This is a genomic window from Xenorhabdus sp. KK7.4 (assembly GCF_963876465.1).
Classification (GTDB): domain Bacteria; phylum Pseudomonadota; class Gammaproteobacteria; order Enterobacterales; family Enterobacteriaceae; genus Xenorhabdus; species Xenorhabdus stockiae.
Map to the genome: position 1 here is coordinate 85,837 of NZ_CAWNQF010000078.1, position 15,974 is coordinate 101,810.

Below are 15,974 nucleotides of genomic sequence, written 5' to 3' on the forward strand. Positions count from 1 at the left end.
TCACTAGAATGCAAATGTCAGATTGCGATGCGCCTGTTAGGGCGCGGCAGGTAAGAGAGCCTTATAGGCGCATATGAAAAACCCCCGGCTATGCCGGGGGATACTTATTAATTATTAACGATTTATTCAGGTTAGTAGAAAATGAAAGATAATAAACGATGGGGCAGGGGGAACTAATCATTGTCTGTTCCCCTGCCTTTATTTCAAATCACGTATAGAAATAATTATCTGAATTTATTACTTGCTAATTTTAATTAATCATTTATTGGTATTAGCTTGCAACTATAGGCTCGATTAATAGCAGCTTGGTTAATACTGTGGAAGAAGGTTTACTTTCTTCCCCTTTAGGTACCACAAAAAACTCACCTTGATTTATGATTACATGTTCATCTTTAAAATCTATACGTAGCTGACCCTCAATTACCATAAACACCTTGTCTTCTTTTTCATGTGTATGCCATATGAAATCACCATCTGCGAGTAATATAATGATCTTATATTCGTTTGTTTCAGTTATTACCTTCGGTGACCATACTTCTTTGATTAAATCAAATTCTTGTTTTAAATTTGTTACTTTTCTCAATGCTGCAATAGGGTTCATGTTATATACCTTTCCTTTAGTTAGTCTTTGATTTGAGTTTTTAATGCTTACCAATTATATGGAATTATCGTTTTCCGGTTTTTTATCTTATAGACAGGAAAATATTTTATCTCTATTTCTAACCTATTTGGTTATTACATCATTACAGATTTATACGCAATGTATAGACATATGGGGTATCAGGCGCCAAGCGTAGCACCTCCATCAATGACAATATCCTGTAACGTGATGTGACTTGCTTGCTCAGAGGCTAAGAACAGAATGACATTGGCTATTTCATCGGGCTGTGCGATTTTCCCGAGTGGAATGCCCAGTTTAAATTGTTCTGTCATGCCGTGAATCAAACGCTGATGCGCTATGTCACCATTGAGCATCCCTTCCAGCATTGGGGTTAGCGTGGAACCCGGCGAAACAATGTTACATCGTACGCCAAACGGTGCCAGTTCAAGCCCCACACTCAGACACAGGCTACGCATTGCGGCTTTAGACGCACAGTAAACTGCCATATTAACGCGTGGTACGTGGGCGGCGTTAGAGACTATCGAAACGATATTACCATTGCGCTGACGCTGGAAATGTGGAATGAGTATTTTAAACAGATTGAATGCTGCACCAGCATTAACATTGATTGAACTTTCCCAGTCTTCACGGCTTAATGTTTCTGCTGGGCCAAGACGCAAAATTCCTGCGCCATTAACCAGTACATCCAGCCCGTTTTCCTTCAGAAGTGGAGGGCAGATTTTTTGCACTGCACAATCGTCACTGACATCCAGAATGAGCGTCTCAAACGGCATTGAATCAGGGAACTTGAGATCGAATCCAAAAACCTTAGCTCCTGCTTCGTGAAAGCGGAGAGCTGTGCGGTAACCGATACCGCTCCCGGCTCCCGTCACCCAGACGATTTTTCCCTTGAAGCTGTTCATCTCGCCTCCAACTCGTCATTCAGTAATACAAGCCAGTTTCGCAATGTTGGCTGCTTCATTAAGGCGGTAAAATCAAGCTCGTATCCTTCCAACCGGCGCTTGGAGACGAAAGACATCATGCGTAGTGAATCTAAACCATAATCAAGCAAGTTTTCGTCATCATCAATGTCGCATACATCTTCATCCAGTGTGGATTGCAGTATGGTCAGTAAACGGTCCCGATCCCATCTATTTTCTGTTGCGGGAGAATCGAGTGCCGATAGTGCCATATCGGTACTCAACACTTGTCCGGAACGGCCAGCAGTGTAGCGTAGCGCCATCATGTGCTCTTCCCGGCTGAAGTCTGCCAGTGCATCGCTTATCATAAACGCCTGTATATCGCGCATAAAGGCGTCAGTAGCCGTGGTTAGGCAGCCGATATGGGCATACACGCCACAGATTATAAGCTGGTCGCGCTGACGTTCTTTCAGGTGCGTCTCCAAATCAGAGCGCTGAAACGCGCTGTAGCGCCACTTCACCAGCACAGTATCCTGTTGTTCGGGGGCCAGTGCTGCCGCGATTTTTTGCTGTTCTGGATAGCGGTTCAGCCCCGGTCCCCACATATCATTCAGTAACGCTCGCTCAACGTCACTCTGTTGATCCGGCTGAGCTGTATAAAACACTGGGATACCGAGTTCATGGCAACGGGCGCGCAGAATAACAATGTTGTTAATAACCTGCTGAACCATTTTGCTCTCTTTTCCCCAGAAGTTGAGGAAATATTCCTGCATATCGTGAATCAGCAGAGCGGCACGCTGCGGCTCTAACCGCCATTCTACTTTGTTTACAGGTAAGGTGGCCTCATCGGGCAGGGTATAATCCTGAAGTTTAGGAATGCTCATGGCGTATTTCCTCAATTCTCTAAGGCGGCGCTGGCAAGTGCACGTAACGCCTGTTTATTAATTTTTCCTACGGGAGTCAGCGGTAATTTAGGCAGACTTTCGAAACGATCGGGAATTTTGTAGTCGGCGATACCCTGTTCGCGCAACCATCGACGGAACACCACAGGTTTTACCGATTCATGCTCGCGCGTCACTACATATGCGCAAGTTTTTTCACCCATCAGAGGGTCAGGAATAGCAACCAGTGCGGCGTATACCACGGCTGGATGGCGCAGCAGAAGGTGTTCAACCTCTTCAGCGGCAATTTTTTCGCCACCACGATTTATCTGATCCTTCTCGCGCCCAACGACTTTCAGATATCCGCCGGGAAGCTGAATAACTACGTCACCGGAGCAATAAAATCCGTGGCTGTCGAACACCGTTTGGTTATGTTCCGGGCTTCGGTAATAGCCCCGAAAAGTGTATGGGCCTCTGGTCATCAACAATCCCGGTTCTCCGAGTGGTACCGGGAGTCCTTCCTGATTTGCGACCCATACCTCATCATCCTCGCTGATAGGGCGTCCCTGAGTGGTGAAAGTATGTGTATCGTCATCATCTAGTCGGGTGTAGTTCACCAGACCTTCCGCCATACCAAATACCTGTTGGAGCTGGCAACCAAGCTCTGCTGGAATGCGTCTGGCCAGCATTTCTCCCAGAGGAGCACCGCCGACCAGCATGACCTCCAGACTGGCGAGTTCGTCAGCGTGGCCTTTAAGACTGGTATATTCCAGCCAGATGCTGACCGCTGGTGGTACTAGAGCGACAAGATTGATTTTATGACGTTCTATAGCCGGGAAACATCCATCCGGACTTGGATCGGGAACGAGAATAACCTGACCACCCGCATAGAATACGCCCAAAGCTCCCGGTGAACTCATAGGGTAGTTATGTGCAGCAGGCAGTGCACAGAGGTATCGGGTTTTACTGCTTACGTTGCAGATTGGGTTGCTGGCGCGGATACTGTAATAATAGTCATTGTGGGTGCGAGGGATCAGCTTGGGTGTGCCAGTGCTGCCACCAGAAAGCTGGAAAAATGCGACCTCATCTGCCGGAGTTGGCGTTGGAGTGAAGTCTCCCGGCTCTTCCGATATCAGACGTGAAAGAGAATGGTCTGAATCCGTATGGTGAAGCACGACTATATTCAGTTCCGGGCATTTATCGATTAGACGATCAATAAGAACATCATCATGAAACTGGCGATGTTGACGATCGGCAATGAGTATTTGGGGCTTAATTTGGAGCGCATAAGCGGTTAATTCGCTACTTTGATGACTATAAAGCGCGTTAACAGGTACGACCCCGAGACGCAATAAGGCAAAAAAGACGATATAAAATTCAGCCTCGTTACCGAGCTGAACTAGTGCAGTTTGTCCCTGACGCACGCCGCGTCGGTGCAGAGAAGCGGCTAATCGGTTTACTGACTCATTAAGCTCGCGATAGCTCCAGCTCCGCTCACCACAAAACAGTGCCTTGGCATCGTTCTCACAGTGAATATCAAGAATATCGCTCAATGGACGGTCAATCCAATACCCCTTCAAACGATAGCGTTCAGCCAGATCCTGAGGCCAACGGTTGAATTCAATCATAATGTCTGCTCCTGTTGCGTCGCAAAGCCAAGTGCGCTCAGCATGGTGTTAAATTTGGTACGGGTTTCCATCCATTCATTTTCCGGAACAGAGTCTGGAACGATGCCGGCACCGGCGAATAGCTCAATCTGATGAGATCGAACTTTACCGCAGCGGATCGCCACTACCCACTCCCCATCTCCGTGGGCATCGCACCAGCCGACGATACCGCCAAACCAGCCGCGATCGAATGGTTCCAGCTCGCCGATCAGATTGCGGGATGAGGTATAAGGAGCGCCGCATAATGCAGGAGTGGGGTGAAGTAAGCAGGCAAGCGATAGAGCAGTCTCGCGATCACTGGCCAGTGTCCCCTGAATTTCAGTAGCGAGATGCCAGAGTGTAGGTGTGCTGAGTAGTGAAGGTTCAGGAATAGTCAGAGAATTGCAGAGGTCTGTTAGTTGACGACGGATAGCTTCCGTGACCACCAGATGCTCATGGCGATCCTTTACGGAGGCTAACAGCTTTTCTCTGGCCTTTTGATCACTGGTATTATTTGCGCCCCGTCGCGCAGAACCGGCAAGAGGGCAGGAGCGTAGGGTATGCCCCTCTTTACGTAGCAGTAGTTCAGGGCTGGCACCAATCAGAGTACCATCCGCCAGCGGCAAGTGAAAGTTATAGCTCTCTGGATTCTGCCTGTTGAGTTGTAGCCACAGGTCCAGTGCACTCAGTGGGGGAATACTTTCAATCTGTAGCAGGCGCGATAACACCACTTTATCGAGCGCACCAATGCGCAGAGGATTCAGCGCACTTTCCACCATGGCGCAATACGCATCGTGATCCGGAATGAAGTGAGCCTGGCCCTCCACCTGTACCGGAGAGTCGGAAAGGTTAAAGGCATAGCGATCAAACCAATGGCAGGTTTGTGGAATAAACAGCGAACAGGCTTGGCGTTTATCAAAAGGAATAGCTCCTACGACAATAGGATTTTCTACTCCGGCTTGCTGAGCCTGACGAAGCTGCTGCTGTACTCTTTGCTGGAACTCGCTTTCGACACGATGTCCGGATGAGGCCGGAAGTGTCAAGGTGGCGAAGCATCCCCGGGCGAGCAGACTTTTGTGAGGTGACAGAAATATGAAGTCATCTTCTTGCAACGTGAGTGGCAGAAGTTCGTTGGCGATACCAGACAAAATCAGGTCCCTCTTGTTAGTATAATGGTCAGTTTTTTCTCCATACCGGAGAGGAGGAAAATACCGCTGGCAAAGAAAATGCCAACCGCCAGTAGTGCCGGATACCAGATGTTATCTGTTATAGCTGGCTGTGGAGAAGATGCTGCGGTAGAAGTAGGGGCAACACACCTATTTACGGAAATTTTCAGCGCTGAGGTTGTAACTCTCATGATGCAAATCCCTCGCTAACTACATACGCTCCGTCAGATAGAATAGGTGTTGAAAACATCACCACCTGAATCCCAAATTTTTCGCATAGAGCGATGAGTTCCATCACAAGTTTTTTTCTTATCTTAAACATAATCAAACACCGTCTGACTTTGCCTTATAAAAATAATCTAATAACCATCAATTCATTTGTGCTGCTTACAGGCGGCGCTGGAAACCCAATTTGATAAAACACTCATCATGAAAAGGTATGATCTCCTGGAGAAGAAAACGGCACTACAATATTGCAAATAGAAATGATTATCAATATAATTATCATTATTAATTATTTGCTGTTTTTGTGTCAGAATGGTTCTGTTGTATTAAGTGAATCATCCTGAGCTGTTGTGCTGTGGTAAATCTGGATACCCCTCCAAAAAGTAAAAAGACCGCACTAGGCGGCCTTTAACAAAAACGTGATTTAACCTAAAAATCTTTAATTTAATTCAATGTGTTAGGTTAATTTACATTAACCATGCATTCACTCTTTCAGTTGACACAGCAATCTGCCAGATTCATTAGAAGCACCAGGATTAAAGCTAATTAAACCACCATGTTCATAATAATGATATAAAATAAACTTTCCCTCTTTGTCTTTACTTTTTATTTTTACTTTCAGATCTTTTGGCGGCCCCTGATAAGGCAAAAAACCAAAGCCAGAGAAGCCCTCTAAAGGTGAATAAGCATATTCATTCCCCAACGAATTATTGTTAGTTGGCGTTGCAATGACATTCTCCTTAGTCATTGATTCAGCTTGACGCCCCTTTGAATATCGAAGATCAAGATTGTCACACGTGTTGTTTATACTATTATCTCCCAGTTTTACTTCTCCGTTATTACCAACATCCGGGCTAAAAACATACCTCTTTGGGTTGAATGTATATGTATACGCATATTTAGCTCCTGACTTGGCTTTAGTTACTGTTGCAATAACCGTTGCAGTTTTAGATGAGCTAAAAGTTTCAAAAGGAAAAGTGATTTTTTTATTCACTATTTCCACGAGATTAGAAGATGGGACATATTCAATATCATCTCCATAGCTGGCAATATCTTCATGATAATGCTCATGGTTTGGGCTTGGTTTTATTAGTGTTATCGTTAACCCCTCATAAACATTATACGGTTTATCTTGTTCATGAGTATATTTATACTCATGAGCATGACGGCCGAAGATGAGTAATCCAGCTTTCTGTACTACTGGTTTGAAATTGACGGGGGTTTTCTCGCTATTACTGGCATATGCATTACCATCATCAGTCGTGATATTCAGATTGACTTTTACATCATCCACTCCTACTTTACTCACCAGTAAAGCTTTTAAATATCCATCATTATCTGTCGTTTGTTCCTGTTCCTTAAAATACACATCATCATGCAGCAATTTATTTACGATAACTTCCCAGGTTGCATTGAGTTTATAGTTACGAAGTGGTTGCCCGTTTTCAGGATCGACAATTAAGACTCTGTAGGTATACTCATCTTTTCCATTCCCAAAGAGAGTTTCTTTTGGAGAAACTTCCATTTCATTTATGAATGATTTATCTCCAGGAGTAAAAGGATTAACCGTAACAGTCATTTCAGCGGTTTTGGCGAGTTTCCCGTTCTCTAATTCCACCATGGCAGAAATCCGGTAACTATTGACACCATTGGGGATATATTTGGGCAATTTAATTTGAATTTCATTACCAGCGCCCGGAAGTTCGCCACCATTTTTGCTGAATGCTTCTTCTGTCTTCCATGTCACCGGTTTGGTCGGTTCACTTGAAACCACAGCAGCAGTGACTGATATACTCTGATTACCATATCCATCAAGGGTATTTGGTAAGGTGATTTCTAATTCAGTATCTTTATCTTCATCTTTAACCGTAACAGTCATTTCGGTTTTTTTGGATAGTTTTCCGTTTTCTAATTCCACCGTGGCAGAAATCAGGTAACTATTTACACCATCGGGGATATATTTGGGCAATTTAATTTTAATGGGATTACCAACACTCGGAAGTTCCCCACCATTTTTTCTGAATGCTTCTTCTGCCTCCCATGTCACCAGTTTGGTCGGCTCACTTGAAATCACAGCAGCAGTGACTGATATATTCTGATTACCATATCCATCAAGGGTATTCGGTAAGGTGATTCCCAATTCAGTATTTTTATCGTTAACCGTAACAGTCATTTTTGCAGTTTTGGATAGTTTCCCGTTTTCTAATTCCACCGTGGCATAAATCGGGTAACTATTTACACCATTGGGGATATATTTGGGCAATTTAATTTGAATTTCATTACCAGCGCTCGGAAGTTCCCCACCATTTTTGATGAATGCTTCTTCTGCCCGCCATATCACGGGTTTGGTCGGCTTATTTGAATCCACATCAGCAGTGACTTTTTTCTCCTCTTCACTATATCCATGGAGGGTATTTGGTAAACTGATGTCTAATTTAACCTCCTTAACCGTAACAGTCATTTCAGCGGTTTTGGAGAGTTTCCCATTTTTTAATTCCACCGTGGCAGAAATCGGGTAACTATTTACACCATTGGGGATATATTTGGGTAACTTAATTTGAATTTCATTACCAGCGCTCGGAAGTTTCCCACCATTTTTACTGAATGCCTCTTCTGCCTGCCATGTCACCGGTTTAGTCGGCTTATTTGAATTCACAGTAGCGGTTACTTCTTTCTCCTCTTCACTATCTCCATCAAGGATCTTCGGTAAGGTGATTTCCAATTTAACCTCCTTAACCGTAACAGTCATTGTTGCGGTTTTGGAGAGTTTCCCGTTCTCTAATTCCACCGTGGCAGAAATCGGGTAACTATTTACACCATTGGGGATATATTTGGGCAACTTAATTTGAATTTCATTACCAGCGCTCGGAAGTTTCCCACCATTTTTGCTGAATGCTTCTTCTGCCTGCCATATCACTGGTTTAGTCGGTTTATTTGACGTGACAGTAGCGGTTATTGTTTCCTTATCTTCGCTATCTCCATGAAGGGTATTCGGTAATCTAATTTCCAGACTCGGTTTTTCCCTGTGATCCAGCACAATGGTGTTATTTCTTTCCACTAAATCATAGCGGCTGCCGGCTAGTGTGCGCATTGATGCAACTCTATCCGGTGATAATTGAACGCTCAGCGGGACACCAAATCTATAATTTAAATTGGCCTGAAAGCGGGCATCGCTGTGTTTGTTGGTGCCATGCCGGTAATCTATGCCCATGGTTATCAGTGGAATTGGTGTATAAGTCATGCCTACTTTGGCAAAGCCGGGGTTTTTCTGTTTGGTATCACGGTTGAATAGAGTCACATCATCGCCAAAGTATTTTTCGTAACCCAGTTTACTGCCGATGTGCGGATAAGCAGGCAGAAAGAACTCGCCATTGATATCAAAACCATTAGCAGGACGCTCCTCCCAAAGTTTATCATCTCGTGACTGGTGCCATTTACTCAGACGAATATAGGTATTGGCTGATAATTTAAGGTAATCAGCCCATGCTTCTGCACCCAATCCCAGTCGGTTATTTTTTCCTGTGATGTCCTGATCAAAGAAAGTATTAAAACCATACATCCAGTCTGAAATGAAATAACGGCTGCCAAAACCGAGGTTAACTGTATTTCGGCTGTCTTTATTACGATAACCCAACTGAGAAAAAACCAGCCAGTCTACTTTATTATCATAAAGTGGAAATAACAGGTCTAATGAACTGTTATGCAATTTACCTTTTCTATCCACCGATAAATTAATTTTGGCTGTACCAAATTGTGACAACCATTCTTGTACCTCGCTATTTATTGTTCCGTTTAATCTTCCAAAAGCGTAAGATTTAGCCTGCTCTGCCAATTGAGATGGCGTAGATGATAATAAGCCACTTACCCTCTGAATATTTTGTGCGATCATGCTGGCTTTATCTTTTTCTATATAACCAGAAATATTTTCTTCGTCTTCAATAGGAGAAATAGTGCTTACTGTCAGATCCTGATGGCTTTCACTCACTGAAAGTGTGTTCATAGCGACAAATGGTAATAAAAAAGCAAACATTAATATGAAAAACCGCCTGAATTTATTCAAAAAAATAAACTTCATAGATACATTCCTCAATAAAACGCAAAGTTTCACCAGCGAATTCACATTAAATGTTTAGTTGAAATAAATTTTTTTGCACAATAAAACTAAATTAGGAAACCTTTTTATCATTAAGTAATGAATGGTTTTTATCAGATGATAAATAAAAGTAATTACTTTTTATTATTTAAGGGTGAGGGAATTACTATTTCATAATAGTAAGAGTTTGGCTATGTGGTGGTATTCCCCTGACTTTTTTTGGTGAAATATGGCTAAGGTTGATGTTTATTGTCGTAAATCAGAACAGGCTAAAGAGCATGGAAAAAGAAGTGGAAGGCATTAGCATTACTGCCATTATATTTGCTGCAAGGTTTTTCAGGTGGAATACACTTACTCAAAAGAATATATTGTCGATATAGCAATGAATAACGGGGGATATCTGCCGTTCAGATCAGCTGTCTCGCTTTGGTTAAATATTTTATGATGACTTATCTAATACCATGCACGATTAGTCATTATGCCCGTTGGGAGAAAGTCCCTCACAAACAGTTGCAACTATAGTGCTAAAATTCTATTTGCATCAGTGCCATCATTTCTCTGCCTGTTCCCGTCTGACTATCCGAAAACTCAGTATTGCGCCCAATATTAGAAGAATAGCGATACAAATCATGGTGGCGATAAATGCAGATGATATGGCTGATACATCATGCCGTGAACCAAGTACGGTAAAGAAAATACCGCCAATAATAGCCACGCTGAGTGCTGCGCTGATTTGTAGCGTTGAATTTATAATTCCAGAAATCATTCCAGAATAGCCTGCATCTACACGGCTGATAATCATCTTGACCAGAGTTGGTAGAGCCAGACCTTGACCATACCCGATCAAAAATAATATCAAAGCCAGCAAAACTCCAGACGGGGGATGGTTTGGTAGAGTTCCGGAAATAAGGATTATCAATGCGATGAAACCTGCCGCTTCTAGCGCCATACCAACAGAATTAACGAATCGACCCATCCATCGTCCAGCAATTGGGGTGGATAATGGACCCAGTAGGAAGCCCAATCCAAAAGGCAGAAAAACCAAACCAGCTGTTAATGGTGTTTCATCGAGTGCTCCCTGAAGGTAGATGGACAACAGGAGAAAGAAGGTGGCAATGGAGTAGAATAGCAGTGCGACAACTAACCCTGTGCGTAGGCCAGGAGTTTGGAGCACTGATGGGTTAATCAGTGGTTCACCGCCGTTTGCTGCCAGTCGGGTCTCATAACGCCAGAAAACTACTGCCAACACTGGAGATAGAGCCAGTGATATCCAGGCCCATAGTGGCCATCCGGCTTCACGGCCCTCAATTAATGGAATGACTACACAGCCTAGTGTTAACACGGACAGCAATACGCCAGTGAGGTCTAGCCGACGGCTACGCTGTATTCTTGTTTCCTGCAATAACGGAAGGCCGAAAATAAGGACGAGAATGATGATAGGTAGATTCACAAGGAAGATGAGTCTCCACCCTAGTCCAAAGATATTTAAGGAAATCAGCATTCCTCCGAATACTTGGCCGACCACAGAGGCCAAGCCAAATATTGCACCATAAATTCCCAATGCTCTGGGTTTTTCGGCATCAGGGAAAATGGCCTGAATTGATGCTAATGCTTGTGGAGCCATGATAGCTGCAGTTAGTCCCTGTAAGGCCCGTCCGATAATTAATACCCAAGGTGACGTGGCAAGGCCACACAAGGTTGAAGCGAGAGCAAACCCTGTCAGTCCGATGAAAAAGATGCGATTACGGCCATAAATATCTCCCAGCCGACCACCCGTAATCAACATAACGGCATACATGGTTGCATAAGTAGAGATAATCAGTTGTTGGCCTGCTGGACTTATACCCAGTTCATCTCTGATGTCGGGTAACGCCACATTGACAATAAAAAAATCGAGTGGAGGAAGAAACGCTCCTACTAGCAGTATGGCAAACATAACCCAGCGCTGGGGAGGTGAGTCTCTTTTAGTGGCATTCGTATCTATCATGTTTTGCTACCTTTATGCATATAGGAGTAAATCAGCTCAAAATTAACTGAGTGTGTTATAGCAGAAGTTAGTCTGCATAATCATTTCTGCTTCAATAGGGCTGGGGTTACCCAATTCGTATAGCCTATTGGTAAATTAGCTATTTTCGTCTGCTTAGATTGATTTAAGCGTTGAAGCCACCATCTACGTCAATCACTGCGCCCGTAATGTAACGCCCACTGTTACCAGCTAAATATAATACGGTTTTAGCAATATCTTCGGGTTGGCCATAGGTATTAAGAGCTAGTTTAGCCAATGTAGATGAAGCTCGTGGTCCATTGGCTGGATTCATATCGGTGTTGACTGGTCCAGGATTAATTAATTTGACTGTGATGCCTCGTTTACCCAGATCATGGGCGACACCTTTTGTTAAACCAACCAGAGCTGACTTACTAGTAGCATATAAGCTGATACCCGATCGTCCGGCTCGAGTGGCAAGGCAGCTTCCCAGAGAAATGATACGACCACCATCTGGTAAATATTTGACCGCTTGCATGATGGCAACAAACACAGCTCGTAGGTTAACTGATATTGTGCGCTCAAAATCGTCCGGTGTAAGTGAATCAATAGTGCCTGTCAGAAAATTGCCAGCATTGTTGACCAGAATGTCGAGTTGCCCAAGCTTAGCGACTGCCGTATCTACAGCGGAAATCATTTGCTTGACATCGTAGGCATCGGCAGCAATGATTTCAGCTCGTTGACCGAGTGTGTGGATCTCTGCCGCAACTGCTTCTGCTTTGTTCTTGGATGTGTTGTAGGTAATAGCAACATCTGCGCCATGTGCAGCCAGTATTCGAGCAATGGCGGCACCAATACCGCGGCTGCCACCAGTAATGAGAGCAACTTTACCTGTGAGTGAACTCATGGTTAAAACTCCTATTTATAATTAAAGCTAAAAGATCATTTCTGAGGCAAGGGTTAAGTGATAGGAACATTCATTAAAGCGATGCATTACTTTTTCTAAGCCATCATGACCGCATCATTGAAAATGTGGAAATGTTTTTTATTAGCCTATTTCCGGAAGTGCTCCGCTAACAATACCAATCTGAATAGCAATTACCGTAAGGCCACAAAGAAAAACTAGTATCAACGTTGGATTACGGCCTTTAACACGATATCCTCCTTGATTTTCTTTACGACAACGCCAGACCAACAGGCAAGGCAGTAGTAACGCCAGAATTGATAACGCAACAGTGGCGAATGATAATGCCATAACAAAGTTAGGGTAAAATAGGGCACCTAACATAGGTGGAAGAAATGTTATCAGGCCCGTTTGCAGGTCATGCCTCCAATACTTAGATTGCTTCTGAAAGAGAGTATTCACGCTCAATGAACGTGCCTATCACTTTGTCGTGCATTTCTTCGGATTTGGAGTAGCCAATCGTTTTCCGATTTAGCCGCTTGATGCGAGTACGCAGGGTGAGGTTGGTTCTTTCGATACGCTGAGTGAATTTCTTGCCTCTGAGGTGTTCTTCCACAGGAAGGCAATTGTAAACGGCATAATCATCTGTACAGTAAAATTTAATTTTGAACGGAGCCAGAAGTGCCAGCAATTTTTTCAGTGTTTTCTGACTGCGGTCACCAAATACATGCGCCACTATCTGCTTCTTCTTTGGCTCCCAGGCATACCAAAGCCAGCGCTGATTCTTCTTGTTACCGACAAATGACCACTGTTCGTCGATTTCACAGATAATATGGATGTCACTTCCCGCCAGAGGCCGTGTCGTTACCTGTCTTGGTTCAAGTTTTTTAACGTGCGAAGAACGGTGTTGATACCGACCTTCAGGACGCGAGCGGTGTCTCTGATACCACCGTTATTTTCTGCCATATCAACGATTTGTTCTTTCACTCCGGGTTTACAGGCTTGATAGGTGTAATTCAGTTGAAAGGTTTTACGGCAGGCATAGCAGTGATATCGAGGATGTCCACTGTTTCCTTTGCCATGCGCTTTGACATCTTCTATTTTGTGACAGTAACGACAAACTACATCAACTTTAGCCATATCTCACCAGTAATAAAAAGTGAGAAGTTTATCACAACATCTAATTATTGGGAGCATGACCAGATAACCTTAGACTATCCCTATAGTACAGGATGAGGGAGCGCCTTCGGCGCTGTATTGTCTGTGGGAAAACCATCCCAATTATGGATTTCAAGGTGCGAATTTCAACCAATGTCGCTTTGAGATAATAACCAGAGTGGGTGCCAACAAAAACAAACTATAACGTTAATCAAATGAAAAAATTATCATCATTAAAAGTAACAGCAATTTTTGCTATTAGCGCTTTGCTATCTGCGTGCGCTGATAGCAATTACACAATGTTCCCAGATACGATGCCTGAATGGTGGTACAGCCAGCATCATAGCGTCTATACAGGACCTGGCTGGAACGCAAAAGAAATAAACAAAATGATAGAGTTAAAGAATCAGCAAATTCATTAAATCTGATGGTATGCGCATAGGTGCGCATAATATCGTTATGTGTAAATCGGGTTCGGGTGCTCCATGCCGACGCAGTCGCGGGGCTGAACCCGATTCAACATAACGGCGTATCAATTTCAGGAGCCGAATTTGTAGTGCAAAATTGACTCACGCATTCAATTTGTTGCTCCTCTTGTATTTCCCTCATTTTTTCAGGAAATAAGGAACAATAATGTGGGTTAAGCGTTTGGTTGGAGCCGGGTTTCATTTGTTTTAGTTGTAATAACCACAGCTAATCTCGGAGTGAATTGACATGTACGCGGAACCTGAATAGAGGTGCAGATTTTATTTTTTTCTTTATTGCCTGTTAAAACAGCCAAAAGTAAACAATGATGCATTTTTTATAGTCTAAAAAAGGGTAATACCCAATATGCTGGATTTTCGAATAGATCACAGTGTTATCTGGTTGATTTAGTGTATAAAACAGCACCATTTAAATCTAGGCGGGGTAATGGACGGTGCATACGATCGAAAAAACGATCCATCTGGCAGATTCATTTGTTTCTTATCGTAAAGACTTTAGTGAAAATCAGGAAAACTCCCAGAATCCAGTAATGCTTCTGCATGGTACAAATAGCGATGGAAATAGTAGTTTTGGAAAGATAAAAACTCCATTTAATCGTGACCGGGCAGTTATTATCCCGGACTATGCGGGCTGTGGTAATTCCAGTTTGCCATCCGGTGAGCTGACGATTGAACACCTTGCAGAGCAAGTAGTCGCAGTTATCAATGATAGTAGCGATGAGCCTGTGGATTTAGTGGGGTTCTCTTTGGGGGCAGTGGTTGCTGCGGTTGTTGCCGCGACTCATCCACAATTAGTGAATCGGCTGGTATTGACTGCTCCGTGGGCAACCAATGACGATCCCTATTTTAGGTTGATGTTCACAACCTGGTTAAAACTTGAAAATAGTGATCAGGCTTTAGCAACTGCCTTTGGCTTATCCCATGTTCTTAGCCCGGAATTTATTTCATCACTGGGGCAGGATACTCTCAATCAAATCTGTGCCAGGCCCTCAGAAAAAGAGACGGACAAACGCATAGCTCTGGGGTTATCAGTAAATATCGAAGATCACCTGACCCGGATAAATAAAGACACATTAATTATCGGCTTAAGTCACGATACGCTTATCCCGCCTTACCTGGTACGAGAAGTTCATCAGTCTGTGAAAAACAGCCAGTACAGGGAAGTGAAGAGTGGTCATGCTGTACCGCTGGAAAACCCAACAGAATGGGTGAGCGTTATCAACGATTTTTTACAGTGCCGCTAGCCAGAGCCGTAGTTTTTACTCTGAAACGGTTGACGTAGAGGCTAAATGCACGGGTAAATATTTATAAATGGTTGACAGTGATACATCATAAATAATGGATAGTTGCTTTCGGGTATGGCCTTTATGCAGTAATCTGGCGGCCTGTTGCCGATCTTCTTCGGTAAATCGGACAGGTCGTCCGCCGATCCTCCCTTGTTCCCGGGCCGCCGCCAAGCCTGCATTTGTTCTTTCGACGATCAACTCACGTTCCATTTCTGCCAGTGCACTCATCACATGGAAGAAAAAACGCCCCATAGCGGTACTGGTATCAATACTATCCGTCAGACTTTGGAAATGAATTCCCTGTTCATTCAGTTCTGAAATTAATGTCACCAGATTTTTTACACTGCGCCCCAGACGATCCAGTTTCCAGACAACCAGCGTATCGCCAGATTTCAGATGCTTCAATGCACGTTTTAATCCCGGACGATTGGCGGTTCTTCCACTGATTTTATCTTCAAAAATCATTTCACAGTGGATATTGGCTAATGCATTTCTTTGTAAATCACTATTCTGGTCACTTGTTGATACCCTGATATAACCAATTTTTGCCACGGATCACCCTTAATTATGTAATGAACTATTCATAAGGAAATAATACCTATTTTTACATTATAAAAACCTAAAA

The 15,974-nt window shown here is 43.6% G+C and carries 13 protein-coding genes and 2 pseudogenes; 2 read left to right on the forward strand and 13 right to left on the reverse strand.

Annotated elements, in window-relative coordinates; translation table 11 throughout:
* Positions 1–271 precede the first annotated feature (271 nt).
* From AACS90_RS13185 to AACS90_RS13235, 11 genes and pseudogenes are all read right to left on the reverse strand, one after another.
* Positions 272–601 (reverse strand): cupin domain-containing protein, encoded by a 330-nt coding sequence (locus AACS90_RS13185; protein WP_099120526.1) that lies wholly within the window; start codon positions 599–601, stop codon positions 272–274.
* A 179-nt stretch (positions 602–780) separates the two neighbouring features.
* Positions 781–1,524 (reverse strand): 2,3-dihydro-2,3-dihydroxybenzoate dehydrogenase, encoded by a 744-nt coding sequence (dhbA, locus tag AACS90_RS13190; protein WP_099120527.1) that lies wholly within the window; start codon positions 1,522–1,524, stop codon positions 781–783.
* The gene (locus tag AACS90_RS13195) at positions 1,521–2,405 is read right to left on the reverse strand and encodes an isochorismatase family protein (RefSeq protein WP_099120528.1); all 885 of its coding nucleotides are present in this window, start codon (positions 2,403–2,405) and stop codon (positions 1,521–1,523) included. Before AACS90_RS13195 ends, dhbA begins: the two co-directional genes overlap by 4 nt.
* Before the next feature lie 11 nt (positions 2,406–2,416).
* Entirely contained in the window at positions 2,417–4,033 is a 1,617-nt protein-coding gene (locus AACS90_RS13200; RefSeq protein ID WP_099120529.1) for a (2,3-dihydroxybenzoyl)adenylate synthase, read from the reverse strand.
* Positions 4,027–5,196 carry an isochorismate synthase gene (locus AACS90_RS13205; protein ID WP_241538171.1) on the reverse strand — a complete coding sequence of 390 codons (1,170 nt, stop codon included), beginning with the start codon at positions 5,194–5,196 and terminating at the stop codon, positions 4,027–4,029. Before AACS90_RS13205 ends, AACS90_RS13200 begins: the two co-directional genes overlap by 7 nt.
* A 2-nt stretch (positions 5,197–5,198) precedes the next feature.
* Positions 5,199–5,405, reverse strand: a complete 207-nt coding sequence (locus tag AACS90_RS13210) for a hypothetical protein (protein ID WP_099120531.1) — start codon at positions 5,403–5,405, stop codon at positions 5,199–5,201.
* A 518-nt stretch (positions 5,406–5,923) separates the two neighbouring features.
* Positions 5,924–9,514 (reverse strand): inverse autotransporter beta domain-containing protein, encoded by a 3,591-nt coding sequence (locus tag AACS90_RS13215; RefSeq protein WP_099120532.1) that lies wholly within the window; start codon positions 9,512–9,514, stop codon positions 5,924–5,926.
* Between the two features lie 568 nt (positions 9,515–10,082).
* Positions 10,083–11,519: an MFS transporter gene (locus AACS90_RS13220; RefSeq protein ID WP_099120533.1), complete on the reverse strand. Its 1,437-nt coding sequence runs from the start codon at positions 11,517–11,519 to the stop codon at positions 10,083–10,085.
* 163 nt (positions 11,520–11,682) lie between these two features.
* Positions 11,683–12,423 carry an SDR family NAD(P)-dependent oxidoreductase gene (locus tag AACS90_RS13225; RefSeq protein WP_099120534.1) on the reverse strand — a complete coding sequence of 247 codons (741 nt, stop codon included), beginning with the start codon at positions 12,421–12,423 and terminating at the stop codon, positions 11,683–11,685.
* Between the two features lie 141 nt (positions 12,424–12,564).
* Positions 12,565–12,846, reverse strand: a pseudogene (locus tag AACS90_RS13230) (aromatic amino acid transport family protein); the annotation flags it as partial.
* 7 nt (positions 12,847–12,853) lie between these two features.
* Positions 12,854–13,560 (reverse strand): IS1 family transposase gene (locus AACS90_RS13235; RefSeq protein WP_206601829.1). Its coding sequence is split into 2 segments (ribosomal slippage): positions 12,854–13,311 and positions 13,311–13,560, totalling 708 coding nucleotides; the frame shifts between segments, so codons are not numbered across the junction.
* Between the two features lie 200 nt (positions 13,561–13,760).
* Here AACS90_RS13235 and AACS90_RS13240 point away from each other — a divergent pair.
* Positions 13,761–14,000 (forward strand): hypothetical protein, encoded by a 240-nt coding sequence (locus AACS90_RS13240; protein WP_339373619.1) that lies wholly within the window; start codon positions 13,761–13,763, stop codon positions 13,998–14,000.
* A gap of 218 nt (positions 14,001–14,218) precedes the next feature.
* On the opposite strand, the pseudogene AACS90_RS13245 reads toward AACS90_RS13240, so the two are convergent.
* Positions 14,219–14,338, reverse strand: a pseudogene (locus tag AACS90_RS13245) (hypothetical protein); the annotation flags it as partial.
* A 159-nt stretch (positions 14,339–14,497) separates the two neighbouring features.
* Between AACS90_RS13245 and AACS90_RS13250 the strand changes: the two are divergent.
* Positions 14,498–15,307, forward strand: coding sequence for an alpha/beta fold hydrolase (locus AACS90_RS13250; RefSeq protein WP_241538172.1), 810 nt, complete (start codon positions 14,498–14,500; stop codon positions 15,305–15,307).
* A gap of 15 nt (positions 15,308–15,322) precedes the next feature.
* Here AACS90_RS13250 and AACS90_RS13255 read toward each other — a convergent pair whose 3' ends face one another.
* Positions 15,323–15,901 (reverse strand): recombinase family protein, encoded by a 579-nt coding sequence (locus AACS90_RS13255; RefSeq protein ID WP_099120537.1) that lies wholly within the window; start codon positions 15,899–15,901, stop codon positions 15,323–15,325.
* Positions 15,902–15,974: the final 73 nt, after the last annotated feature.

Excerpts from the sequence above, each read along its gene's own strand:
- AACS90_RS13220 (WP_099120533.1), bottom strand. The coding sequence starts at position 11,519 with ATGATAGATACGAATGCCACTAAAAGAGACTCACCTCCCCAGCGCTGG.
- AACS90_RS13215 (WP_099120532.1), bottom strand. The coding sequence starts at position 9,514 with ATGAAGTTTATTTTTTTGAATAAATTCAGGCGGTTTTTCATATTAATG.
- dhbA (WP_099120527.1), bottom strand. The coding sequence starts at position 1,524 with ATGAACAGCTTCAAGGGAAAAATCGTCTGGGTGACGGGAGCCGGGAGC.
- AACS90_RS13185 (WP_099120526.1), bottom strand. The coding sequence starts at position 601 with ATGAACCCTATTGCAGCATTGAGAAAAGTAACAAATTTAAAACAAGAA.
- AACS90_RS13225 (WP_099120534.1), bottom strand. The coding sequence starts at position 12,423 with ATGAGTTCACTCACAGGTAAAGTTGCTCTCATTACTGGTGGCAGCCGC.
- AACS90_RS13210 (WP_099120531.1), bottom strand. The coding sequence starts at position 5,405 with ATGAGAGTTACAACCTCAGCGCTGAAAATTTCCGTAAATAGGTGTGTT.
- AACS90_RS13195 (WP_099120528.1), bottom strand. The coding sequence starts at position 2,405 with ATGAGCATTCCTAAACTTCAGGATTATACCCTGCCCGATGAGGCCACC.